The organism is Vibrio sp. BS-M-Sm-2, assembly GCF_041504345.1.
Taxonomy (GTDB): Bacteria; Pseudomonadota; Gammaproteobacteria; order Enterobacterales; family Vibrionaceae; genus Vibrio; species Vibrio satsumensis.
Genome location: NZ_CP167894.1, coordinates 2,209,040 through 2,234,398, shown reverse-complemented (window position 1 = coordinate 2,234,398; position 25,359 = coordinate 2,209,040). Strand labels below are relative to the sequence as shown.

General features: G+C 45.5%; 22 protein-coding genes. 5 read left to right on the top strand and 17 right to left on the bottom strand.

The genetic code is table 11. The features are described 5' to 3' along the window. Positions 1–168: 168 nt before the first annotated feature. From AB8613_RS10125 to pilM, 14 genes are all read right to left on the bottom strand, one after another. Positions 169–747, bottom strand: coding sequence for an aminodeoxychorismate/anthranilate synthase component II (locus tag AB8613_RS10125; protein WP_009848915.1), 579 nt, complete (start codon positions 745–747; stop codon positions 169–171). A 200-nt stretch (positions 748–947) separates the two neighbouring features. Next, positions 948–3,542, bottom strand: a complete 2,595-nt coding sequence (locus tag AB8613_RS10120) for an ExeM/NucH family extracellular endonuclease (protein WP_372383796.1) — start codon at positions 3,540–3,542, stop codon at positions 948–950. A 385-nt stretch (positions 3,543–3,927) separates the two neighbouring features. Further along, on the bottom strand, positions 3,928–4,944 hold the full coding sequence (gene trpS / locus AB8613_RS10115) for a tryptophan--tRNA ligase (RefSeq protein WP_210446805.1): 1,017 nt from the start codon (positions 4,942–4,944) through the stop codon (positions 3,928–3,930). Positions 4,945–5,095: 151 nt separating this feature from the next. Further along, complete coding sequence (locus AB8613_RS10110; RefSeq protein ID WP_146492437.1) at positions 5,096–5,782, bottom strand: phosphoglycolate phosphatase; 687 nt, start codon at positions 5,780–5,782, stop codon at positions 5,096–5,098. Positions 5,783–5,900: 118 nt separating this feature from the next. Further along, positions 5,901–6,575 (bottom strand): ribulose-phosphate 3-epimerase, encoded by a 675-nt coding sequence (gene rpe / locus AB8613_RS10105; protein WP_017068835.1) that lies wholly within the window; start codon positions 6,573–6,575, stop codon positions 5,901–5,903. Between the two features lie 204 nt (positions 6,576–6,779). Continuing rightward, positions 6,780–7,625, bottom strand: a complete 846-nt coding sequence (locus tag AB8613_RS10100) for a Dam family site-specific DNA-(adenine-N6)-methyltransferase (RefSeq protein ID WP_017632098.1) — start codon at positions 7,623–7,625, stop codon at positions 6,780–6,782. A gap of 69 nt (positions 7,626–7,694) precedes the next feature. Continuing rightward, a complete protein-coding gene (locus AB8613_RS10095) occupies positions 7,695–9,212 on the bottom strand; it encodes an SPOR domain-containing protein (protein ID WP_372383795.1) in 1,518 nt (505 codons plus the stop codon). Between the two features lie 79 nt (positions 9,213–9,291). Next, positions 9,292–10,380, bottom strand: coding sequence for a 3-dehydroquinate synthase (gene aroB / locus AB8613_RS10090; protein WP_017061124.1), 1,089 nt, complete (start codon positions 10,378–10,380; stop codon positions 9,292–9,294). A 25-nt stretch (positions 10,381–10,405) separates the two neighbouring features. Then, positions 10,406–10,924, bottom strand: coding sequence for a shikimate kinase AroK (aroK, locus tag AB8613_RS10085; protein WP_017061125.1), 519 nt, complete (start codon positions 10,922–10,924; stop codon positions 10,406–10,408). 176 nt (positions 10,925–11,100) lie between these two features. After that, positions 11,101–12,819 (bottom strand): type IV pilus secretin PilQ, encoded by a 1,719-nt coding sequence (locus tag AB8613_RS10080; protein WP_372383794.1) that lies wholly within the window; start codon positions 12,817–12,819, stop codon positions 11,101–11,103. A gap of 35 nt (positions 12,820–12,854) precedes the next feature. Next, positions 12,855–13,373 carry a pilus assembly protein PilP gene (locus AB8613_RS10075; protein ID WP_210446842.1) on the bottom strand — a complete coding sequence of 173 codons (519 nt, stop codon included), beginning with the start codon at positions 13,371–13,373 and terminating at the stop codon, positions 12,855–12,857. Then, entirely contained in the window at positions 13,360–13,989 is a 630-nt protein-coding gene (locus tag AB8613_RS10070) for a type 4a pilus biogenesis protein PilO (RefSeq protein ID WP_146492434.1), read from the bottom strand. The genes AB8613_RS10075 and AB8613_RS10070 overlap by 14 nt, the downstream gene beginning before the upstream one ends. Next, positions 13,982–14,596, bottom strand: a complete 615-nt coding sequence (locus AB8613_RS10065) for a PilN domain-containing protein (RefSeq protein WP_372383793.1) — start codon at positions 14,594–14,596, stop codon at positions 13,982–13,984. The genes AB8613_RS10070 and AB8613_RS10065 overlap by 8 nt, the downstream gene beginning before the upstream one ends. Beyond that, positions 14,580–15,605, bottom strand: coding sequence for a type IV pilus assembly protein PilM (pilM, locus tag AB8613_RS10060; protein ID WP_285953307.1), 1,026 nt, complete (start codon positions 15,603–15,605; stop codon positions 14,580–14,582). Before pilM ends, AB8613_RS10065 begins: the two co-directional genes overlap by 17 nt. 151 nt (positions 15,606–15,756) lie before the next feature. Between pilM and AB8613_RS10055 the strand changes: the two genes are divergently transcribed. Then, on the top strand, positions 15,757–18,318 hold the full coding sequence (locus tag AB8613_RS10055; RefSeq protein WP_372383792.1) for a penicillin-binding protein 1A: 2,562 nt from the start codon (positions 15,757–15,759) through the stop codon (positions 18,316–18,318). A gap of 111 nt (positions 18,319–18,429) precedes the next feature. Here the strand turns inward: AB8613_RS10055 and oxyR are convergent, their stop codons facing one another. Continuing rightward, on the bottom strand, positions 18,430–19,323 hold the full coding sequence (gene oxyR / locus AB8613_RS10050; RefSeq protein WP_372057601.1) for a DNA-binding transcriptional regulator OxyR: 894 nt from the start codon (positions 19,321–19,323) through the stop codon (positions 18,430–18,432). Here oxyR and AB8613_RS10045 point away from each other — a divergent pair. The 3 genes from AB8613_RS10045 (at position 19,322) to AB8613_RS10035 (ending at position 22,015) form a co-directional block, all read left to right on the top strand. Further along, complete coding sequence (locus tag AB8613_RS10045) at positions 19,322–19,501, top strand: hypothetical protein (RefSeq protein ID WP_017096544.1); 180 nt, start codon at positions 19,322–19,324, stop codon at positions 19,499–19,501. The two genes, oxyR and AB8613_RS10045, sit on opposite strands and share 2 nt — an antisense overlap. A gap of 44 nt (positions 19,502–19,545) precedes the next feature. Further along, positions 19,546–20,274 (top strand): glutathione peroxidase, encoded by a 729-nt coding sequence (locus tag AB8613_RS10040; protein WP_017061133.1) that lies wholly within the window; start codon positions 19,546–19,548, stop codon positions 20,272–20,274. Positions 20,275–20,548: 274 nt separating this feature from the next. After that, complete coding sequence (locus tag AB8613_RS10035; protein ID WP_210446814.1) at positions 20,549–22,015, top strand: dihydrolipoyl dehydrogenase; 1,467 nt, start codon at positions 20,549–20,551, stop codon at positions 22,013–22,015. A gap of 254 nt (positions 22,016–22,269) precedes the next feature. Here AB8613_RS10035 and AB8613_RS10030 read toward each other — a convergent pair whose 3' ends face one another. Further along, the gene (locus AB8613_RS10030) at positions 22,270–22,617 is read right to left on the bottom strand and encodes a RidA family protein (protein ID WP_004737155.1); all 348 of its coding nucleotides are present in this window, start codon (positions 22,615–22,617) and stop codon (positions 22,270–22,272) included. 87 nt (positions 22,618–22,704) lie between these two features. Between AB8613_RS10030 and AB8613_RS10025 the strand changes: the two genes are divergently transcribed. Further along, positions 22,705–22,953 (top strand): DUF3624 domain-containing protein, encoded by a 249-nt coding sequence (locus tag AB8613_RS10025; protein WP_146492428.1) that lies wholly within the window; start codon positions 22,705–22,707, stop codon positions 22,951–22,953. Between the two features lie 253 nt (positions 22,954–23,206). On the opposite strand, the gene argH is transcribed toward AB8613_RS10025, so the two are convergent. Next, a complete protein-coding gene (argH, locus tag AB8613_RS10020; protein WP_048659175.1) occupies positions 23,207–25,081 on the bottom strand; it encodes an argininosuccinate lyase in 1,875 nt (624 codons plus the stop codon). Positions 25,082–25,359: the final 278 nt, after the last annotated feature.

Below are 25,359 nucleotides of genomic sequence, written 5' to 3'. Positions count from 1 at the left end.
AATAATTTTGCATAGGCTAAAAACTTAGCGAAGCGAGAGAGAAATGTTATAAAAAGTGATCGGCGTCAGAGGGAGAGAGGCGCGTAAAGCCCGAATTTAAACGCTTAACGAATAGGCTGATAGGTTTAACTGGCTTATTTAGACGGAGAAAGAGTCAAATTTAAACACTTAGCGTGCTAGGAAGTTAGCGAGAAGCTGGTGTCCTTGCTCTGTTTTAATCGATTCAGGGTGAAATTGTACCGCATCAATCGGCAAGGTTTTGTGTTGATAACCCATGATCTCATCCATGCTGCCATCTTCAAATTCCGTCCAAGACGTCAGTTCAAAGCAATCTGGTAGCGTGCCATTTTTCACCACGAGTGAGTGGTAACGTGTCACGGTCAATGGGTTGTTCAATCCTTGAAAAACACTCTTACCATTGTGGCGTATCGGAGAGGTTTTACCGTGCATCACTTGTCTGGCTCTCACCACTTCACCACCAAACACTTGAGCGATGGCTTGATGACCAAGACACACACCTAAGATCGGCAACTTACCCACGAAGTGTTCAATGACTTGCAGAGAGATTCCCGCATCATCCGGTGTACAAGGACCCGGCGAGATAACAAGGTGACTAGGATTCAGCGCTTCGATACCTGCGATATCAATCTCATCGTTGCGTACAACTTTTACAGTTACCCCTAACTCACAGAAATACTGATACAAGTTATAGGTAAAGGAGTCGTAGTTATCGATGATAAGTAACATGGGTCGAAATCGTTTGCTAAATACTAAAGGATTGGGAGATATAGGGGCGGTATTGTGCAATACCCATAGCGAAAGGCAAGTGGAAACTGCATTTCGCCAATAATTAAGGCCAACCTAGGTTGACCTTAATTGTTTACAGATAGCCTTAAGTTATCTGAATTGGCTTGCTTGTATGGCTTGCCAAGCTACTGACGATTTAGCTACTTGCGACGACGCCACATTGCTAGGCCAAACAATGACATCAACGCACCTAAGCCGAATGAACCGCCGACTCTGAGCTCAAGAACCGCAGGATCATGATCCGATGAACGGAAGTGATCCTGGTACTTAGGCAGGTCGCCTTTGTACTCTTCGTTGTAGTCAAACAACGTCGATTCACCACCGTTAATGTGCCAGTCAGTTGCATCCACCACCATGTCTTTCAGGCTATCGCTGATCAACAGGTGATCCAGTGCGCCCACTTCGTCATTGTATGAGTAGCTCCAGCTGTCTGGGTGCTTTTGAGCCACTGCATTAATGTAGCCGTAGTTCTTAGTAATTACCGCACCGCTGTCACCAAACTGCTCAACGCCGTCAATGTAAGTGTTACGCGCCGCTTTGATTTGCTTACCGTATTTCTCTTCAGAGTAATCCGTCAGTACCAGCATTGGATCTTCCATGCCATACGAGTTCATATCACCCAGAATCACTTTATGGCCTTCAATGCCGTCTAGCGCTTCACCCAGTGCAACAGCCGCAGCAACACGGAAGTTCTCACATGAACCTTGCTTATCGGCATCTACACCACCTTGACCGCCTTGCTCAACAGGGGCAGCATCTTCCCAACACTTAGAACCTTTCGATTTAAAGTGGTTAATCGCTACAGTCAGTTTCTCTTTGGTGCCCTTCACCTTAAAGGTTGGTGCCAATGAGTCACGTTGGTAGTTCTTACCGTCTTCAATCACCTTGCCAGAATCGTCTAACACTTCTGGTGCTTGTTGGCTTGGCATCGCGATAACGCGGCTGTCTTTAAGCTTAACCACCTTCTTACGGTAAATAACACCCGTTGTAATGACATCAGTACCAATCGAGTCCATCTCGTCGGTTACGCCATCTTCATTAGAATCAACAGCCACAAAGGTATATCGGTCTTTCTTACGCTCAATGCGATCATTCAGCTGGTTAACAAGCTGTTGAATAGCCGAACCTTCACCAAAGCCGTTGTTCTCAATTTCCATCAAGCCGATGATGTCAGCATCCAAGCGAAGAATCGCGTTTACAATCTTCTCTTGTTGTACTTCAAACTCAGTGATGGTGTTTGCACCACGGTTATTGCCATGCTGGTTCGCATCACCACCAAATGGAGAGTTGAAGTAGTTCAGTACATTAAAGGTCGCAATACGTAAGTCGCCTTCATCCATATCTGGTTTGTCGGTACGCGGGTCGTTGCGAACGAAGTTTTCAGCGGTGATCTGGTTAGTCGTGATGAGGCGGTACTCGCCATAGCTGTAGGTCAACACGCCTTCTAGACCAACAATAGTGTCATCAATACGGATATAGTCTTCCGTTGAGCCATCTTGGTCGATGTCGGTACGACCAAAATCTGGGTAGAAAGGCACCTGTCCATCACCCGATTTTTGATCGGTTTCAACGAAAAGACGGCGGTCTGCGTTGTCTTCAGTTTGCTGCTTCGCTTCGTCAGAACCTGCTGCAAAAAGCTGGTTCGGCTGCATGTTAATACGCTCATGTGCCAATACCATGTTGTTACGACGACCTGCGTAGTCATAACCAAAGGTGCGTGTCACACGCATATCAAGTGCTTCAGTTGTTTTCACCAACATGCCTTCGTAGCGCTCAAGCGTTGCTGCGAAGTTCTCGTCACTGTCTAAGGCTTCAATCGCTGTCGCTTCTGGCGCCTGCTGCTCACCCTGCTTGAGCCATTGATTGTTTTCAACTTTAAGCTGAGTGTGGCTGTAGTATTCTTGAACCTTACCTTTCACACACACCACATCACCGGCTACTAGCTCTGAGCTCGACTGGTTGGTATGAATAAATAGGCCTTCAGAAGTGCTTGAGTTGAAATCATCCTCAAGTGCTTGCAGGTAGAAGCCCTTGGTTAGGCCTGTTGTCACCGCACTTACCACACCTTTAACAAAGTATTCATCATCGGTGATGTACGGGTAGCCATCAATGAACGGTGATGTTGCACCCTCACCTTGGATTTCTTGAATGGTGGTGAATACTGGGTCAGAGCCATCTTGTGTACAAGTAAACGCTTCTGGCAGTTCAACACTGTCTAGTGAACCTAAACCTTCAATGCTATCTTTTGGTAGCGATACCCATTGCGAAGCATCGAATGTTGCCGAAGGGGTTTGTGTCGCTCGAACCAAAGTAACATCTTTACCCCAGTCGACATCGCCCATCAAACCAACAACATCATGTACCGAACCGTCTGAATTCAAGATAGCTAACGGGTCGTCACCGTTATGATTAGCGATAGAAGCATTAATGATGTCAGCTTGAGCTTTTATCTCATCACTCGCACTAGAATGTGCGACCACAAGTACTTCACCGGGCGCTAAAACGTGGCCATCCAAAGGTAAAGTGGCACCCCATGATCCGTTGCCATTCGCAGATTTCGCCAACGAGTAACCATCTAAATTAATGCTGCTATCGCCGTTATTGGCGATCTCAACCGCTTTGTTGTAGCTGCCGCCTTCCACATATTGTGAAATAAACAAATCAGCGTGTGCGCTTGTGGTTAACAAGCTACCAATTGCCACTGCTAGCAATGAAGGTTTGTGCAAAAGAGCCATCCGTTTCACCTGAGTTCATTGAGTTATAGTCACTGCCACCTATGGGCAGTCATGTATTTTGTGGTAACTATCAGGTTTATTTATGAAAGGAATAAGTCAGTTGGCAAGAAAATGAGGAACTTATCACTTTGGAATCATCAATTGTTTGGCACGTTATATATTTCCAACATATATAGAAACGAGCATAATTTTATAAAGCCCGAGAGGGCCAAATAAGATCATCTGCACAACATTAAAGCCACGAGTGTGCTAGCCAAATACTGCGTAAATTATCAATTCAAACAAAGGGTTTTCGGGGAGGGCAAATGGAATGGGCATTAAAAAGCCCAAAGTAAACAAAAGTTACTTTGGGCTCAAATTCTCAAGCGAGTTATTTTAGTTCAATCTATGGGCGAGTAACAAAACCTACTGCTTCGTATGCTTTTTTCAGAGTCACAGCAGCACGCTCAGAGGCTTTTTCAGCACCCGCTTTCATTACTGAGTCCATGTAAGCGCGGTCAGCACGGATACGATGGTATTCAGCTTGAATCGGCTCAAGCATCTCAACTAATGCTGCGCCTACATCTTTCTTGAATGGACCGTACATTTCAACGCCTTGGTACTGCGCTTCGATCTCTTCAAACGTTTTACCCGTCGCCGCAGAGTAAAGACCCATTAGGTTAGAGATACCCGCTTTGTTTTCCCAATCGTGGGCAATGCGTGGTGGTGTTTCTGCATCCGTTTGCGCTTTGTTGATCTTCTTGATGATCGACTTAGGCTCTTCTAGCAGAGTAATCACATTCTTACGGTTGTCATCCGACTTAGACATCTTCTTCGTCGCATCTTGCAGGCTCATTACACGTGCATTCACTGTTGGAATGTAAGGTTCAGGCACTTGGAAGATTGGTGTTTCAGGGCCGTAGATGTTGTTAAAGCGAGTTGCGATATCACGCGCTAGCTCTAAGTGTTGTTTCTGGTCGCTACCTACAGGCACTTGGTGAGCGCCGTAAAGCAAGATATCTGCAGCCATCAACACTGGGTAGTCGTATAAGCCTACGTTTACGTCGTTTGAGTGACGTGCAGACTTATCTTTAAACTGAGTCATACGGCTCAGTTCACCCATTTGCGTGTAACAGTTAAGAAGCCAACCAAGTTGAGCATGCTCTGGTACGTGTGACTGAACAAATAGCGTGCTCTTCTTTGGATCAACACCGACAGCAAGACAGATTGCTAGTGCGTCTAGAGTCGCTTCATGCAGTGCTTTCGGGTCTTGGCGAACCGTAATTGCGTGAAGGTCTACAACACAGTATTGGCAATCGTAATCATCTTGCATCTGTTGCCATTGACGTAGAGCACCCAAGTAGTTACCGATACTTAGTTCACCAGATGGTTGAACACCACTCAATACGATGGGCTTGCTCATGGTTTTAATTCCTTTGCTTATTCGCTAAGTTTATTGAACGCTTAGCTTCTTAACTTAAATATAGAAAAGCCGCACAGCTCTTTCTGCGCGGCTCATCCAGTGTACTCATTGATAAGTATTTTGCTAGTGGGTTAGCTAACTTTTGTACGCTTTATGCTGAAACTAGAACGACATCTAGTAATTGAGCAACGTTATCCGCCACATAGTCAGGGTTTGATGCTGAAATTGGCTCGCCGTGGTTGTAGCCGTAAGTCAGACCAAATGAGTGGCAACCCGCATTCTTCGCCGCTTTGATATCGTTGCTTGAATCACCAACCATCAACATCTCTTCCGCTTTCACGTTGTGCTTTTCTAGCAACCAGTTCAGCGCTACTGGGTTCGGTTTTTTCTCTGGGAAAGAGTCTCCGCCCAACACATCAACAAAGTACTTATCGATACCGTGTTGCGCCAGAACGTCGGGTACAAACTTCGATGGCTTGTTGGTCACAAGCGCCATAGTGAAACCCGCTTTATGTAGTTCAGCTAGCGTCTCTTTTACTGATGGGTAAAGGTGGCTCAGCTTATGGCCGCCCTGCTCGTAGAAATCATCAAACAGGATGCGTGCTTTCTTCAGCAGCTCAGGCTCTAGGCTTGGGTCAACCGCAAGGTTGCGGCTGAGTGAACGCCCGATAAGCACGTCAGCACCATTACCCACGTAGTCGCGAACTTGTTCTTCACTCACTGAAGGGAAACCCAGTTCCTGACAAGCTTGGTCAGCGGCGACAGCCAAATCAGGCACGCTGTCTAACAAGGTTCCATCCAAATCAAAGGCGATCAGTTTTATTGAGCTTAATGACATCTTACTTTCCTATTAATTATATTCGTCTTATGTGTTGAGCGATAAGACGTAAAAAAGGGGCCAATGAGCCCCTTTATCTAAATTTTTGATTTTAGGTCAACTGACCCTAGTTCTACTTTTATGCGTTAACTTTTGCAAGCTCTGCACGCATCTCATCAATCACTTCTTTGTAATCTGGTTGATTGAAGATAGCTGAACCTGCGACGAACATATCTGCTCCCGCTTCTGCGATTTCACGGATGTTATCAACCTTCACGCCGCCATCAATCTCAAGGCGAATATCACGACCTGATTCGTCAATTAGCTTACGAACTGCACGTAGCTTATCAAGCGTGTGAGGAATGAAAGATTGACCACCAAAACCAGGGTTCACAGACATTAGTAGAATCATGTCTACTTTGTCCATGATGTAATCTAGGCAAGACAGAGGTGTTGCTGGGTTAAGAACGACACCCGCTTTACAGCCGTGTTCTTTGATTAGCTGTAGAGTACGATCGATGTGTTCTGATGCTTCAACGTGGAAAGTAATCATTGATGCGCCAGCTTTTGCAAACTCAGGCACGATGCTGTCGACTGGTTTAACCATTAGGTGAACGTCGATAGGAGCAGTAATGCCGTAGTCGCGCAGCGCTTTACAGATAGGCGCGCCAAAAGTCAGGTTAGGTACGTAGTGGTTGTCCATCACATCGAAGTGCACAACATCAGCACCAGCTGCGAGTACTTTTTCTACGTCTTCACCAAGACGAGCAAAATCTGCAGACAAAATCGATGGAGCGATTAGAAAATCTTTCATACCAAACCTCTTAAGAGTGAGTAAATTGCGAATGTCACCGCCTTAGTGAGCTCTCATACACAAATACAAGACTCAAGCCCAAGACTATTTGGTGTGCAATTCTACCTAAGCACCTAAGCAGATCCTAGCAGTTCGAAAGATTAGTTTAAGAAAGTATCCGTTGGTCACTCAATTTAATGAGTTTAGCGGTGATTCTGACCAGTACTATTCCGCTGATACGTGTTGCTGGTTTTTCTCTTTATGGAAAAGCGCCAGTAACTCATCAACTTTATTACGCCCAGCGCCGTTACGGCTGATGGTGCGCTTCACCTTCACCACGTTCAGTTCCGCACCATGATATAAGCGACGCGTTAGTGTCGTATCGTGGTTTGAAATCAAAACTGGAATACCACGTTCCATTGCGGCTTTTTCAGCGACATCAGCCAAGGCTGCCTGATCATCTAAGCTGAAGCCATTACCTGCGTAAGAGGTAAAGTTAGCGGTATTTGATAGCGGTGCGTACGGAGGGTCACAGTAAACCACGCAGCCTTTGCGAGCACGGCTAAAGGTTTCATGGTATCCCTCACAGACGAAGGTGGCCTTTTTCGCTTTCTCAGCAAAAAACTCCAGCTCTGCTTCTGGGAAGTAAGGTTTTTTGTAAGAACCAAACGGAACGTTAAAACCGCCCTTCTTGTTGTAACGACACAAGCCATTGAAGCCAAAACGGTTCATATACAAGAAGGCAAGCGAACGATACATGACGTTGTCGGTATCGTTGAACTGAGCACGAATATCTAGAAAGGCTTCTTTGCGATTATTTTCAGGACAGAACCAGCGCTTCGCTTCCGTGATATAGGTTTCAGGATCGGTTTTAAGTAGATTATACAGGTTGATAAGATCGGGATTGATGTCTGCAAGCAGGTACTGTTCAAAGTCAGTATTCAAAAATACTGAGCCGGCACCGACAAACGGTTCTACCAATTTACGAGCAGGTGGCAGGTGACGTTGGATGTCTTCAACTAGGCCATATTTACCACCAGCCCATTTTAGAAAGGCACGCTGCTTTTTCATTTACTGCTCTATCTATCAACTCAAAAATAAGGCTGCGGAATGTAACATATTTTGAGGCTAAGCTCAGGGTTATTTCGCACGTTCTATCTCTCGATGTACTTGATTCATCGATTTTGCCCAAGGTTCCAACTGTTGAAGTGGTTTTGATAACGCACTTACCGCATCTCGCGCCACTTGAATCGTTGGGTAATCTTGATAAGTGATAATAAACCACTTGGTGTCGTTACGAAGTGTTGGGTAAATACGAACCTTGTTCTCAAGGTCATACTCTTCAATGAAAGATTGTACGTCTTCCAATGAAGTCATCGCACTCAACTGCAAGGTATACGCGCGCGGCGAGATAGCTTGTAACTCTTCACGAGCAAATGAGAAGGTGATCTTTTTGGTCGGCGGTGTTGAGTCAGTTAGGTCTGATTCTTCATCGACTGTTGGTTGTGGTTCGGCTTGTGCAGAATCAGGTTGCACGCTAACCGCTGCAGCTGTGTTTTCTTCAACTTCAGCATCAATCGCACTGGTATCCGCACTCTCAGGTTTATCATCAAGCAGAGCATCAACCACGTCAGAGGTGATCACAACACGCTGCTGATCTTGTTCGACTTCTCCAACACTCGCGGTATCTTCAACGACAGTCGGTGGCAGAGACGAACTATCATCATCGGCACCTTGGTAACTCATGTCGGTTTCAGCTTCCGAATCAACAGAACCATCGACGCCAGTTTGTTCAGTGCCACTTTCCACTTCAAAGGTTGGAATAGCCGTCTGTTCAATCGGTGCGATAAGCGACTGCGCTTTATCGTCTGGTGTTGGTTGACTGAACATCCACCAATAACCACCACCAATTAACAACAATAACAAAGCCACCACGATCGCGATATTGATGGGTGAGCCAATGATTGAGCGAATAATAATCCTTTTTTCCACTTTCAATTCTCCTAAAGCCATTAACTCGCCGGGCAGAGGTTGCGCTTTACTAAACGCACGTCGCACGCGAGTTTCAGACTCATCATCAACATATCTAATCACCAGTGATTCAAAGAAATGTTCAGCTTCTGGTTGCGAAAGGTCATCGATCTCAAGATCGATAGGCTTGTGTTGTTGACCGTAACTCAAACGCGTTAACAACGTATCTAAGTGGCCAGGTTCCGAGAAGAGAACGATATTGATCGTCCATTGAGGGTTTGATTGAGCTTCTAGTACCAACATCCATAATTCGGATACCAATAGCTCAGAAAGTCGTTGGGCATCATCAACGACGATAACCACACTGCACGGCTCTCCATCCAGTAACCTTGTCAGGCTATCTGATAAAGAATCATGTTGATTAAACAGCGGGTCAGAAACAATTTGGCTAAGAATAAGTGCGCGACGTTGTTGATCGTCCTGGCTTGGATGACAAAGCAGTAAACACTGATTTTTTTCTGTCGACCATGCTTCAAGATAACGCTGAGCCAACCAAGATCGGCCAGAGCCAACTTTGCCAGCAACCGTCACAAGGTTTGAACCAAAGTTAGTCAAAAGCTGTAAGCGCTCTAGCAGCTCAACTTGAGACTCTAACTCCAATACTCTTAATTCATGAGCCAAACTCATTGGGGATCCCTACTGATAAGATCGATCAGTAAAACGCTTCAGTTGCCTAGAGTTTAGCTAGGCAACCTCACAACCAAATTTAAAGAGTACGGCAGAAATCGATCGCTTGTTTAATGATGTCTTGAGGCACATCAGCAACCACTTCAGCAGTACCAATACTTGTTGGTAATACCAAACGTAATTGACCAGACAGCACTTTTTTATCGCGCATCATATGCTTCATAAAGTCTTCAAAAGACATGCTTTCTGGCGTATGGATTGGTAGTTTCGCATTCTTGAGTATAGAAATAATTCGCTCAAGTTGCTGCTGAGAGATCAGCCCCTGTAATTGAGCTGTTTTAGCTGCCATTACAGTGCCTGACGAAACAGCTTCACCATGTAGCCAATTACCATAGCCTAGTTCTGCTTCAATCGCATGACCAAATGTATGACCTAGGTTCAATAACGCTCTGATTCCTGACTCTTTTTCATCTAGAGCCACCACTTCAGCCTTAATTGCACAACAACGAGCAATCGCGGTGATCAGTGCTTCTTCATCAAGTTGATAAAGTTTCTCTAGATTCTGCTCCAACCAATCAAAGAAGGCTTCATCGTAAATGATGCCGTATTTGATCACCTCAGCAATGCCCGCTGCAAACTCACGCTCTGGAAGCGTTGATAAACAGTTGGTATCGATGATCACAGATTTCGGTTGGTAAAAAGCACCGATCATATTCTTACCAAGAGGATGGTTTACTGCGGTTTTACCACCAACAGAAGAGTCCACTTGAGAAAGAAGGGTCGTCGGGATTTGAATGAAATCAATACCGCGTTGGTAACAAGAGGCAGCAAAACCGACCAAGTCACCGATTACACCACCACCTAAAGCAATCACCACCACATCGCGGCTGTAATTTCCTTCAAGCATGTAGCTCATCACTGAATTGAACGTTTCAAGGGTTTTGTACTGTTCACCGTCTGGCAGCTCAAGAAGAGATGTCTGACAGCCGACTTGATCCAATAGCGATAAAATTTTATCAGCATAAAGAGGCGCTACTGTCACATTACTGATAACAACAACTTTCTGCTTACCTGATAAAAAAGAAAGGTACGCCGGGTCTTCAAATAACCCGGCGCCAATAGAGATAGGGTAGCTACGCTCAGCTAGATTGACCGTAATCCGTTCCATGGGTTTGCTCTCCGAAAAAATGAACTTAACGTTCTTCTAGCATTTTTACGATCTGGTTGGCTACCACTTTTGCACTTTGGTCGTCAGTACGAACTGTGTAGTCCGCCACTTCTTCGTATAGTGCGTTGCGAGATACAGCTAGATCTTCTAGCACATCACGCGGGTTGTCTGTTTGAAGTAGAGGGCGTTTCTTGTCGCGGTTAGTGCGAGCAAGTTGCTTTTCAATTGTTGTCTCTAGGTATACAACAATGCCTCGTGCAGATAGACGGTTACGGTTTTCTTTGCTCAACACTGAACCACCACCTGTCGCAAGAACAATACCTTGTTCTTCTGTCAGATCATTGATTACAGATTCTTCGCGCTTACGGAAACCTTCTTCGCCCTCAACATCAAAAACCCATGCGATGTCTGCGCCAGTGCGCTCTTCGATCACAGTGTCAGAGTCTAGAAACTCCATATGAAGTTGGGAAGCTAGGTGTCTACCAATTGTACTTTTGCCGGCGCCCATTGGGCCAACAAGAAAAATATTGCGTTTCTCAGCCATGTTTTTAGCAGTAATTTACAACGTTAATTCAATGACATCGCCACAAGGTAGGTCAGTACAAGTACTGAAATTAAAAGGCCCGTGGCACCGATTCCTCACAGATAATTCGTGATAAGACCCGAAATTATCAAGGTTAGGTGCCACTAATGCAACTTTATTTTTAATCTAATTGTTCATTACTGAATCACAACTTTAGGTGTGACAAAAATAAGCAGTTCACTTTTACCCACATTTTCATAGCTGCGACGGAACAATGCACCCAAAACTGGCAGGTCTCCTAACAGAGGAACTTTATCCACCGTACTGCTCACGCTGTGTTGAAATATCCCGCCAAGCACGATAGTTTCACCATTATTAACAAGCACTTGCGTACCTATTCTTTGCGTATCAATTGCGACCGCCTCACCGGTTCCGGTTTTTACCACTTGCCCTGGTCTATCTTGAGTCACGCTCAAATCCAATACCAAACGATTGTCGGGCGTGATCTGCGGTGTCACCTTAAGACTCAACACGGCTTTCTTAAACGCGACCGACGTAGCGCCACTTGAAGAGGACTCTAAATAAGGAATTTCAGTACCTTGCTCAATATAGGCGGGCTTTTTATTGGTGGTGATTAAGCGTGGGCTCGAAATAATTTCAGCTTTCGACTCTTGTTGCAGTGCTGACAATTCAAGATCAAGCAAGGTATCCGAACCCAACTTGGCTACCTGAAACGCAATACTCGAAGCGTTCGGCGATGTTGCTCCTAAATTTACGTTGAGATAGTCATCAATCACGCTGCTGCCGCTATCGTCGTCATACGGCGTAATCGCTGATGGGTGGTTACCTTCAATTGAACCGCCAACGGTGAAGCTTCCGTTGGTTGATGAAACACCCCAGCGCACACCAAGCTCATCCAGGTTACCCTCGGTAACAGTGACGATACGCGCCTCTATCTGTACTTGCTTCACTGGAATGTCTAACGATTCAATGATGCCTCGGATCACGGCAATGTTTTCTTCCAGCTCACGAATGAGTAGTGAGTTGGTGCGCTCATCAATGGTAATTGAGCCACGATCGGACAACATACTGACCGCGCCTTCACCGCCAATCATGTCGGCAATGTCGGTGGCTTTAGCAAAGTTAATCTTGATGATTTCCGACTTAAGCTCCCCTAACTCCTCTTCCAAGCGAGATTTCTCTAACGCTTGTTGCTCTCGAAGATCGAGTTCCGCTTTCGGCGCGACCAAGATAACATTGCGATCAACACGCTTATCCAAGCCTTTAACTTGCAAGATAATGTCGAGAACTTGCTGCCAAGGTACGCCATCTAAACGTAACGTCAGGTTTCCGGCTACCGAATCAGACACCACGAGATTGAAATCGTTATAGTCGGCAATCAACTGCAGGACATTTCGTACTGGGATATCTTGGAAGTTAATCGATATCAGCTTGCCCTCTTTCTCTAGAACGCTTTTTTCTTTGGTCACTTCATCAATAACCGGTTTGCTGATCACCACCTCAATAAAGCGCCCCTTTAGATTATATTCATACTGATAGTCATTGCTAATCGTCGCTAGAAGCCGAGTGCTTGGTGTCTCTTTGTAGACCTCAATACCTTCAACCAAGGTGGCGAAGTCTTTCACATCCAGTAGGTAAAGCTTGTCATCATCAACCTGAGTATTGATTAACTCGATACTTAACCCTTCCTGAGCACGTTGAACATCCACCACAGCGGTACTGGTCGCCAGCTCAATGATGATGACGGCGTCTTTATCCTTGTTCACTCTAAAATCAATATTCTCTAATTTATTAGGTAAGCTCTCGGCATAGCTGAGCACGCTAACAACCAACATCACAGACACAGCAAAACCTTGTAGAGCCTTGCTTACTAATCTACTTATTCCTTTAATCATATTTACATCTCATATCCACATCATGTGACATTGGTTTACTTCAGAGCCAGCCTAACGTTGCGCTTATGCCAACAACCTAAGCCATCTGGAAGAGTTTCATTAATCTGAACGTACTGGCTCGTCACCTTAGTAACTCGGCCATTGTTTAAGCCGATAAACTGGCCTTTCTTGACGTTTACCACGTTGCCTTTGGGTGTTTGCACTAAGCCAAATACACTTGTTCCGCTTCCCATGACGCCTCTTAAACGAAGCTTACTCAACGGGTACTTCTCTAACTTGCCATTACGAGAACGAGCGCTGGGTTGCCAACAGTCTTTTTTCACCAAGGGTTGATTTTGCACAATGGCTTCTTTAGGCAGTTCAAAGGGAGGACGAAAAGCTTGGCGCTGATAGGTCGCCGCCGTGAATTCAGTTGCTGGGACAAGTTGCTCAACGTCTTTTCTGGCCTTGGCTTCAACTTGCGCGACAAAGTCTGGCAGTGAGTCTTGATTAGCCTTGCAGCCTGATAACGCAAGCAGCAACACGATTGAGTAAAACGCACTATTGGGTTTCATCATTGACCTCCGATTTAAACTGGTAGGTATAAGCTCGAACCCTAAAGTGCAGCGTGCTGCTTTCTTGACTGACTCGCTGCCAATTCACATCATCAAAGCTGATAATGCGCGGCAGCTTGGCGATGGCAGCAGAAAAGTCACCAATCTCGTGATAGTCACCTGTCAGCTCAATATTGAGAGGCAATCGATAGAGGAACTCCTTGTTCTGCTTTTGCCCCCAATCAATTCGCGTGAAGGTCAGCGAGTTATCCAAGCCGAGCTCATTCACTGACGCCAACATACTGGCCAGTTCTTTTTGAACGGGCAGCTGCTCTAACAAGTAATCGTAACGGCTGGTTAACTCCTCTAATTGGCTCTGGAGTTTAGGTAAGGCTGCAACCTTATTCGCCTTTATTCGCAAGGTCGTTTTTAAGGTGTGCTCCTGTTGCTTCATCTGTTGCAGTTCATCGTCGAGCGGCAGCACATAAAGCCAAGTGCCAACACCTTGGATTAACACTATCAACACCAGAATCACGAGAAGCTGAGGCAACAATGGCCATTCGGTGATCTCATCAACATCGAGATCTTGCAAGCTCATCCTATTTTGCCAACTAATCCTATTTTGAAGGTTAGCCATGATGTGCCCCCTTCTCTTTTCTGCTCGCGGCAGTGCTCTCTGCGGTTGTGTTTTCTAAAGACACAGGGCTGAACACAAAAGAGACCTTGAAGGTCTGAAACTCTTTATTGAAGCGTTTGCGGTTATGAACGATAGAGTGCATCTCAACCCCTTTCAGAGAATCTGAACGCTCGAGGTTATCCAACATCGTGGCGAGACGAGCCGTACTGTCGCTGATACCCGACATTTCAATCTCCTGACCATTCATCTTTATCTTGTCGACATATACACCCTCAGGAATCAGCTCCGGCATTAGGTTCATGAAGTCGGTGGTCTTATTGCGGCCAAGCTGTAAAGACTCCACCACATCTAGTCGAGTGAGAATGGCTTTGTGCTCTTGTTCGGCGACTTTTAATGACTGAATCTGTCGGTCGAGCTCAGCGATGTATTGATTGAGATAGTTAAGGCGCGCTTGCTGCTTGGCTTGTTGGTCGTGAAAATAGTTACCGACCGCCCATTGCCCACCAAGCGCAATGATGACACCGAGAATGACCAGATGAACAAAACGCTTCTTATGCTGAGCACGAATCTCATCACGCCAAGGCAGCAGGTTAATTTGATGCAACATGCTTTTCTCCCTGCCACTTGAGTCCACTCATCGCCATACCCGCGGCAATGCCAAAGTGTTGCCAGTCCATTGGCAGTCGACGTCTCTTGGCGACCTTGTTCTCAAACAGAGACAAAGGATTCAATGACTCACAGCTCAGCTGAAAATGGCGCTCTAGCTCTTCGGTTACCATAGGAATGCTGGCACCCTCACCCATCAGCCAGATCCCAGAGATAGGTTGCTGCGCATTTCCCGATGAATAAAGCTGTAATTGACGCTTGAGCTTCTCAATCAAATTAACAATGAATTGATGGGTATCTTCAGCCGTGCCGAGCACACCTTCTGTATCACTTGGGTTATCCGAACTGCGAAGATCTTGAGTACCAAAAGCGATGTCTTTATAGAAAGGCACTGAATTCTGCGGGATAACTCCTAGCGACGTTTGGTCGATGCCAACATCCACCAGCAGCCAGTTTTTCTTTTCGGGATACAGACGCGAGGCTAGTTGCCAGATATTGAGCAGCCCATGTGCCTGTGTATCTACCACCACAGGTTTAAAACCAGCCTTAGTTAATGCATAAGCTCGGCTATCCACCACTTCCTTACGAGTGGCGTATACCTGATAACTGCTTGTCGAACCTTTACCAAATCGTTTGTCTTCCAGCTTTACAAAATCTAAACTCAGCTCCTCGATAGGAAAGGGAGATTGATGGGCGAAGGTTTGATAGATAGAAAACTCTTTTTCTCTGTCTTCTAACTCACTCTCTATTTGCAGTACTTTGCTGATCACCGTGTTATCAGGTACCGAAATGGCGACGTTGCGACAGCCAAAAGGCAGTCCTTTCCTAAGTTCTTTAAGTTTCTTAACAGTTTTCTGATACTCCAAAGTATGGTTAGCTGTAAAAATGTCGTCCGAAATCGGCAGCTCTTTGTATCCCACTAGGGCATACAACTCCCCCACGGGTTTTAGTACCACGGCTTTGATGCTGTGATGATTTATATCTATACCTGTAATTAATGATGAACCCATGTGACCTAGCTCCTGAAGTGCCAAGCATTTCGTTGATTATCTAGGGGTTGTGATTATTAGTTAAATAAGCGTTAATAAACGAAAGCTAAGTTTTTAGCCTAGAGTACAAGGGTTTGCTGCTTATCAGCCTTAACTAATCAGGGATTATCCGGTGAAGTTCATAAAGCGATTATTCATATTTACATTGATTTGCATGATTCTTGGAGTCAGTACAATTTTCGGGTTTTATTATTACGTAAAACCAGAGTTGCCTGATGTTGCCACTTTGCGCGACGTAGAACTCCAAACGCCGATGCAAGTCTTCAGTCAAGACGGTAAGTTGATCTCTCAATTTGGTGAAAAGCGTCGTAACCCGGTGACTTATGACGAGATTCCTCGCCACTTAGTTGAGGCTCTGATTGCCACCGAAGATAGCCGTTTCTACGAACACCCAGGTATTGACCCAATCGGTATTACTCGTGCAGCGATCGTGGTTGCTATGTCGGGTTCTGCAAAACAAGGTGCGAGTACCATTACTCAGCAGCTTGCGCGTAACTTCTTCTTATCTAATGAGAAAACGTACATGCGTAAGATTAAAGAGATCTTTATTGCGATCCACATTGAGCAACTGCTTAGCAAAGAAGAGATCATGGAGCTGTACGTAAACAAGATCTTCCTTGGCCACCGCTCATATGGCTTCGGCGCAGCAGCGCGTGTTTACTTCGGTAAAGATCTTCCAGATCTAACCCTAAGTGAGCTAGCTACGCTTGCAGGTATGCCAAAAGCACCATCAACAATGAACCCTATTTATTCTGTCGAGCGCGCGACTAACCGTCGTAACGTTGTATTACGTCGTATGTTAGACGAGAAATACATCACTCAAGCAGAGTTTGATGAAGCTCGCAGTGAAAAGCTGATCTCGAAGTACCATGGTGCAGAAATTGAACTGAGCGCACCGTATGTTGCAGAAGTTGCACGTGCTTGGATGGTGGAACGCTATGGCGAAGCCGCTTATACATCAGGTATGAAGGTCTACACCACCGTTGATTCAAAACTGCAAAAAGCAGCGAACCAAGCAGCGATTAAGAACCTGCTTGGCTACGATGAGCGTCACGGCTACCGCGGTGCTGAAAAAGTCTTATGGCAAACCGAGCAATCAGCTTGGGACCACGACAAGATCGTTAAACACCTTAAGTCTCAGCCAACCTATGGTGACCTAGTCCCTGCGGTTGTAACTTCAGTTGACTCGAAAAGCGCTCAGGTTTGGGTTAAAAACCAAGGTGAAGGCACAATTGAATGGCAAGGCATGAACTGGGCACGTAAGTTCCTAACAGACAATCGCCAAGGCCCTGCTCCATCTCAAGCAAAAGAGATTCTAGCTGTTGGTGAACAAATCTGGGTTCGCCATGAAGCCATTACAGGCAATGAAGTCTCTGAAGAGCCGACAGCTGAGTCAACAACGGCAGAATCAGAAACGCCGATTGTATGGCGACTAAGCCAAGTACCTAATGCGAATACCGCATTTGTTGCAATGAACCCGAACAACGGCGCGGTATTGTCGATGGTCGGTGGCTTTAACTTTGTTCACAACAAGTTCAACCGTGCAACGCAATCTATTCGTCAGGTGGGTTCTGGTATCAAACCATTTATCTACTCAGCAGCGATTGAGAAAGGCTTAACGCTAGCCTCACTAATCAACGATGCACCGATTAACCAATGGGATAAGAGCCAAGGTACAGCATGGCGACCAAAGAACTCGCCACCTACATACGTTGGCCCGACTCGTTTACGTATTGGCTTAGCTCAATCGAAAAACGTAATGGCGGTACGTGTGCTGCGTGAAGTTGGCTTAGATGATACTCGTAACTACCTAACTCGTTTCGGCTTTGATATTGATGAAGTACCTCGTTCTGAAACTATCGCGCTAGGTGCTGGTAGCTTAACACCTATGAAAGTAGCGCAAGGTTACTCAGTATTCGCTAACGGTGGTTACTACGTTGAACCTTTCTACATCAGCCGCGTTGAGACTCCATTTGGCGAGACTGAGTTTGAAGCGACACCGAAAGTGGTGTGTAAAGAAGATTGCAAACAGACGATTACCGCAGATCCAATGGCGGATGAGTTTGCAGAGCAAGATGTGGATGCCAAAGTACAATACGCACCTCAAGTTATCTCTGAACAGAACGCATTCCTTGTTCGTGAAATGATGTACAGCAACATCTGGGGTGGCGGTGATTGGAGCGCTGGCACTGGTTGGAACGGTACTGGTTGGCGTGCGCAGCCGTTGAAGCGTCGTGACATTGGCGGCAAAACGGGTACCACCAACGATTCAAAAGATACTTGGTACAGCGGCTACGGCCCTGGCATGGTTGCAACGGTATGGGTTGGTTTTGATAACCACAACCGCAACCTAGGCAGAACCAAAGCGAACTCGAACCTTGGTAAGAATCAGATTACTGGTGCAGAAGCTGGCGCGAAAACAGCAGAACCTGCATGGGTTGATTTCATGGGTACGGCGTTAGCGGGCGTTCCTGCTGAGCGTAAAGAGCTTCCAGAAAACATCGTTCGTGTTCGTATCGACCGTGAGACTGGCTTACTGACCAACAAGTTCGATAGCTCATCAATGTTCGAGTACTTCGAGAAAGGCACAGAGCCAACCGAATACATCACTGAACGTTTCAATGACGACATCTACTCAACCTCATCAGGTGAAGCAGTAGAAGAGCTGTTCTAACTAGGGTTTGTTGAACCTAGTAACATGAACCAATAAAAAGGGTTGATATGCATTCATATCAACCCTTTTTTTATATCTATATCTGACCAGACTAGGCTCTAAACTCAAGCACTAAGCCGTCTTCTCCAGTTGAGTTCGAATCGTCTCAGCCAATTGCTCGAAACGTCCCTTCAATGGAGAGCCCGGACGGTAAGCCACGACAATTCGACGTGAAGGTGTTGGATTCACCGCAGGTACGTAACACACACCATCTTTCTGCTTTTCCTTTGGCACCGATAACTGAGGTAGCAAGGTAATGCCCGCCCCCGCCGCGACCATGTTACGTAGCGTTTCTAAGCTGGTTGCTTTAAAACGCTCATCATCTTTTGCACCCGCAGCAAAACAGAACCCTAGGGCTTGGTCTCTTAAACAGTGACCGTCACCTAACGCCAATACGGTTTGTCCATTGAGCTGCAGCATATCAACGGTGTCCTGCTGAGCCCACTCATGGTCACATGGAACCGCGACACTTAATGGTTCGTCATACACATCAATCTCTTTGAACACTGCAGTCTCATCAACCGCAGCTAGTACCAAGCAGTCCAGCTTGCCATCTTCAAGCTGGCTCACTAATTGATGAGTTTGGGCTTCATGCAGGTATAGCTCTAACTCAGGAAAGCTCTCTTTCAGGTGAGGGACAATCTTAGGCAGAATGTAAGGACCCACGGTTGGGATGAAACCAATGTGCATTGGTCCGGTCATCGCTTCACCGTGTCCACTCGCCATATCCTTAAAAGTTTTCACTTCATTGAGAATACGCTTGGCTTGTTCAACAAGTTGTAACCCTGATTCTGTAAATATTACCTTCCTTGGACTACGCTCGGTTAACTGAAGTCCAATTTCATCTTCTAGTTTGCGTATTTGACCGCTTAGTGTCGGCTGACTGACAAAGCACGCTTCTGCCGCTTTTCGGAAGTGTTTATGCTCTGCGAGCGCCACCAAGTATTCAAAGTCACGAATGTTCATGATCAGTCTCTTACCTCAGGTTTTAATAAGAACAAGGGTTCTAATAGAAACATTTAAAAGAAAAATGCTCTTGATAGAATTTACCTATCAAAACCATAACATTAAACGATTAGAGCTATCAAAGGATTTATCTAATAATGGGCTCAACGAAACGAAACAGAGCGAAGAAAAACGTTAAGCTCTGATAGAACAAAATTAAAAATACTATTTAAGGAAATCAATATGTTTGCATCTAAAGAAGGTCAATCAATCCCTCAAGTAACATTCCCAACTCGCCAAGGTGATGCATGGGTTAACGTAACGACGGAAGAGCTATTCAAAGACAAGACAGTTATCGTGTTCAGCCTACCAGGTGCGTTTACACCAACATGTTCGTCAAGCCACCTTCCTCGTTACAACGAGCTACACTCTGTATTCAAAGAGAACGGTGTTGATGACATTCTGTGTGTTTCAGTAAACGACACATTCGTAATGAACGCTTGGAAAGCAGACCAAGAAGCGGAAAACATCACATTCATCCCAGATGGTAACGGTGATTTCACAGACGGCATGGGCATGCTAGTTGAGAAAAACGACATCGGCTTCGGCAAACGTTCATGGCGCTACAGCATGCTGGTTAAAAACGGCGTGGTAGAAAAAATGTTCATCGAAGAAGACGTACCAGGCGACCCGTTCAAGGTTTCTGATGCTGATACTATGCTTAACTACCTTGCTCCAGAGCACAAAGAGCAAGAGTCAATCACAGTATTCACTAAGCCAGGCTGTCCTTTCTGTATGAAAGCAAAACAGAACCTAATCGACAAAGGTCTGAACTACGAAGAAGTAGTTCTAGGTAAAGATGCAACAACAGTAAGCCTACGTGCAATCTCTGGTCGCACTACCGTTCCTCAAGTATTCATCGGTGGCAAACACATCGGTGGTAGCGAAGAACTAGAAACTTTCCTAGGCTAATCGCTTCATCGCCGATATAGACTTAGAATTATCAGCTAACCCACCCTCTTGTGGGTTAGCCATTCCAAACGCTCTTATCTGAGTTTTGGAAAAAAGAATATAGCTGGTGACTCGCCTGTCTTTTACTAACCTATAGTTAGCAATAAAAGCAGAGTCACAAGCTAAACCTAATAAAACAGAATCACAAAACTGACCCACTATCCTGACTCTCAAAAAATCACCAGAGTTGGAGAGGTTCGTTCAAACAAAATTTAGCCATTGCGAGAAAATTATTATGAAACAAGTCAATGTAGATGTAGCAGTTATCGGGGGCGGTACGGCAGGTTTAGGTTCTTACCGCGCTGCAAAAGCACACACTGACAGTGTCGTGATGATTGAAGGCGGCCCTTACGGTACAACCTGTGCTCGTGTTGGTTGTATGCCATCTAAACTGCTTATTGCAGCTGCAGAAAGCGTACACCAAATTGAGAAAGCTCCGGCTTTTGGCGTTCACCCACAAGGCAATATCGTGATTAACGGCCGTGAAGTGATGGGCCGAGTAAAGTTTGAACGTGACCGTTTTGTTGGTTTTGTTTTAGAAGGCGTTGATGAAATCCCAGAGCAAGACAAGATCTCTGGTTACGCAAAATTTTTAGACGACAACACGCTGCAAATTGATGACCACACGATTGTGACGGCTAAGCGTATTGTTATCGCGACAGGTTCGCGCCCTGCATACCCTGCCGTTTGGAATGAACTTGGTGACCGCCTGATCATTAACGATGATGTGTTCAGCTGGGATGACTTACCAGAATCGGTTGCCGTATTTGGCCCTGGTGTTATTGGCCTTGAGCTTGGTCAGTCACTACACCGCTTAGGTGTGAAGACCAAACTGTTCGGTTTGGGTGGTCAAGTTGGCCCAATAACCGACCCAGAGATCATGGCGTATGCAGATAAAGCCTTCAATGAAGAGTTCTACCTAGATGCCGACGTGAAAATCGAAAGCATGAAGCGTATTACCACTGAGTCAGGTGAACCACGTGTCGAAATCCAGTTCATCAATAAGCAAGGTGAGCTAGAAACTAACGTCGTTGAGTACGTACTGGCAGCAACAGGCCGTCGTCCTAACACTGATAAGCTTGGCCTAGAGAATACCTCTCTTGAGCTTGATGAACGTGGTGTTCCAATCGCAGACCACTACACGCTACAAACATCATTGCCATCAGTATTCATTGCGGGTGATGCAAGCAACCAACTGCCTCTGCTACATGAAGCAGCAGACCAAGCACGCATTGCGGGTGATAATGCAGGTCGCTTCCCTGAGATTCGCGCAGGCCTGCGCCGCTCTAAAATCTCTGCGGTATTCTCTGACCCACAAATCGCGATGGTTGGTGAAACATACAAAGAGATCATAACCCGCTTAGGCACATGTGGTTGTTTCGCAACGGGTGAAGTGTCTTTCGAGAACCAAGGTCGTTCACGAGTGATGCTACGCAACAAAGGTATTCTGCACGTTTACGGCGAGCAAGGTACAGGCCGTTTCCTTGGTGCTGAGATGATGGGACCAAACGCAGAACATTTGGCTCACTTACTCGCATGGGCACACCAGAAAAAGATGACGGTTTCTGAAATGTTGGATATGCCATTTTACCACCCAGTAATTGAAGAAGGTGTACGAACAGCGTTACGTGACCTGAATGCGAAACTGCACCTTGGTCCAGAGATGGTGAAACACTGTCTAGATTGTGGCCCTGGTTGTTAATCTCAGGTCATTGAGACAGGTAGCAATTTAATCTGTAAACAAAGACTAGATACTAAAAAGGAAAGCCATTGGCTTTCCTTTTTGTTTTTGGTAACGAGCAAATAATAGATTCCCGACCACGCTCCTTCGTCACTACCGGGAATGACGTTGATTTATTTATGCATCTAAACCAAAACTTAATCCGTCATTCCAGCACTGAGAGGCGAAGTATCTGGAATCTCTTAAACCGTTACTTATTGCTAAATGCGAGAGAATTACTTCTCAGCTGCAATCACAGAGATCTCAACCAGTAGTGCCTCACGAGCCATGTCGCCAGTCACACATGCGCGAGCTGGAGCGTGACCTTCTGGAACCCATGCATCCCATACTGCGTTCATTTCTTGGAAGTCTTTCATGTCTTTCAAGTAAATGGTTGCTGACAGCATGTGCTCTTTGTCGCTGCCTGCTTGCTCAAGTAACGCTTCTACTTTATCCAGCATCGTCTGTGTTTGCTCTGTAATGCCTTTTGTTGCATCCGCACAAACTTGGCCACATAGGTAGATAGTACCGTTGTGTTTAACAATACGGCTCATGCGTTGCTTGGTTTCTTGGCGCTCAATCATCGATCTTCTCTCTCTATGTCACCGTGATCCAATATCTTGTGACGTGGTATTATCAGGGCAATAAGCATAACGCGAATCAAGCCCAAGATGACATGTCTTCATTGCAATAAAAATGAAAAAATCTTCAACAAACTCGGTCGTTGCCAACGTTGTATGAATCAGCTCACGGTGTTGTCGATATTAAGTTGGGGAGTATGGTGGCTGTTTTTCAGGGAAGACCCAAAAACCATCAACGCCATCGCTTTGATGATGGCAGCTTTCGCATTCAGTGGCTTATTGTCGTTGCATTGGATAATGAAGTTTTTGGTGCTGCCTTTAAGGAACAAAAAGCGTTAGCAGCAGTGTTTGTTAGATAGGCAATAATGGTTAGATGATAGGTTCAATACTCCGATAATTGGTCACAACAATCGAACGAGTATAATTTCCCAAACAGCAGATAGAAAAAAGCCCCAGAACCAATCGATTCTAGGGCTTTCTTAGAAAATTCTAAGAAAAAGCAGTGGTACTTTAATAGACCGGGCTTTTCTTAGTTTGTTCCCAAAAAAGATCAGATTTTTGATCTTTTTTTAGGGACTATAAAATCAATGCCTTATGCAACATTCACCTTAGCAATTATCTGCTCGACCAAGTTCACTTCCAACGCCACTTCATCACACGCATGTTGACGAGGGCACTGGTCACAATCTTTCAATACCTTCTCAGGTAGCAGAGATTTCGATGTCGGTAAGAAGTCATGCTTCATAAAGAACTCAGGAGTACGAGTCAGTACGAACACTTTCTTGATTGCCATTTGGCGAGCCTTCTCAACAAGGTGCTGCACGATTGCAGTCCCCTGCCCTTGACCTTGCCAGCCAGCTTCAACACCCAACGAACGAATTTCCGCTAAGCCAGAGTCATACACATAAAGTGATGCACAACCTGTCACTTCACCATGATGTTCTGCGACAGCGAATGAGCCAATATCACGCACCAGTTCATTACGAGAGCGAGGCAGGTTTTCACCCATGTTCGCCCAGTAAGCCACCATGCCTTCCAATGCTTCAATGTCAGTCAAACGAGCAGGACGAACCTTAACGATAGAGGTGTCACGCTGCGCCAAACGTTTCTCAGCTTGGTCTACTGCGTAAGCCACTTGCTGTGGTGATACACCACCTAGTGCGCTACGTTTTTCAAGACACGATTCAATGGTCAGGATGTCATATACATCCTCTTCAATCACCTCAGAGAACTCTTTCATCTCTGCGATGGTTAATTCTTCTAATGCGCAGCCTTTCGCAATCGCCGCCACTACCGTCACACCAACAATATGGTGAGCTTCACGGAAAGGAATGCCTTTCGCTACTAAGTAATCAGCCAGTTCCGTAGAGTTCGCATAACCTTGCTTAGCTGCTTCAAGTGTACGTTCGCCGTTCACTTTAATGCCGTCAAAACAAAGTGCAGCCATTTCCATACAGTCATTCCAAGTATCTAAAGCGTCGAATAAACCTTCTTTATCTTCTTGCATGTCTTTGTTGTACGCCAAAGGCAGAGCTTTTACTGTCATCATCATTGCAGCTAATGAACCGTATACACGGCCCGTTTTGCCACGGATAAGCTCTAGCGCATCTGGGTTTTTCTTTTGTGGCATCAGAGATGAACCTGACGTCACGGTGTCTGCTAACTCGATGAAGTTTGATTCACCAGAGTTGTAGAAAATCATATCTTCTGCAAGACGCGAAAGGTGAAGCATAGAGATAGAAGCGATCGACATCAGCTCCATCACATGGTCACGGTCAGATACAGAATCTAGAGAGTTGCGCGTTGCACGACGGAAACCTAAATTGTGAGCTAACTCTTCACGGTCCATCGGGTAAGCGGTTCCTGCAAGGGCACCAGAACCCAGCGGACATGTATCTAGACGCTTAATCGCATCATTCAAACGTGAATAGTCACGCTCAAGCATTTCAACGTAAGCCAAGCACCAGTGAGCAAAAGTTACCGGCTGGGCACGTTGTAAGTGAGTGTAGCCAGGCAGCACGGTTTCTTGATGCTGAGAAGCAACATTCACCATCTGGCTTTGCAGGCGATCCAACGCCAATAGCAGTTGGTTACCTTGCTGACGACACCATAGTTTCAGGTCTGTCGCCACTTGGTCATTACGAGAACGGCCAGTGTGAAGCTTTTTGCCCAAGTCACCGACTTTGCCGATAAGTTGTTGCTCAACCCAGCTGTGAATATCTTCTGCATCAGAACGTAGAATCTGTTCAGGATCTTCCATCACCTCAAGTTTTAGCTCATTCAGCGCTAACTCAAGCTTCTGTTGCTCTTCTTCTGTTAATACGTTGACCGACAATAGAGCTTTAGACCAGGCAATTGAGCCCACAATGTCTTGCTCAGCCAATCGGTAATCAAAACGAAGAGAATCGTTAAAATCTTTGAACCGGGTGTCTGCTGCTTGGGTAAATCTACCGCCCCATAATGCCATTGTGTATCTCCTAATTGCACAGTGCTCACTGTTTTTGCAAATGATAATTCTGATTAAGATTCAGTATTTTTCTGATGGTTTAAACTTACGGCAATTCAAAATGAAAATAAAGTATTAATTCATTATTTTCACATATTTATTCACCGCAAATTGAATCCATTGATTATTTTCAGCGTGGAGCGCGAATTATATGCCATCACATAGTAAAAACCGAAGCTGATTTATTAGACGATTAGAAAGTAAAAAGCCCACTCACTAATCAATAGTGAATGGGCTTT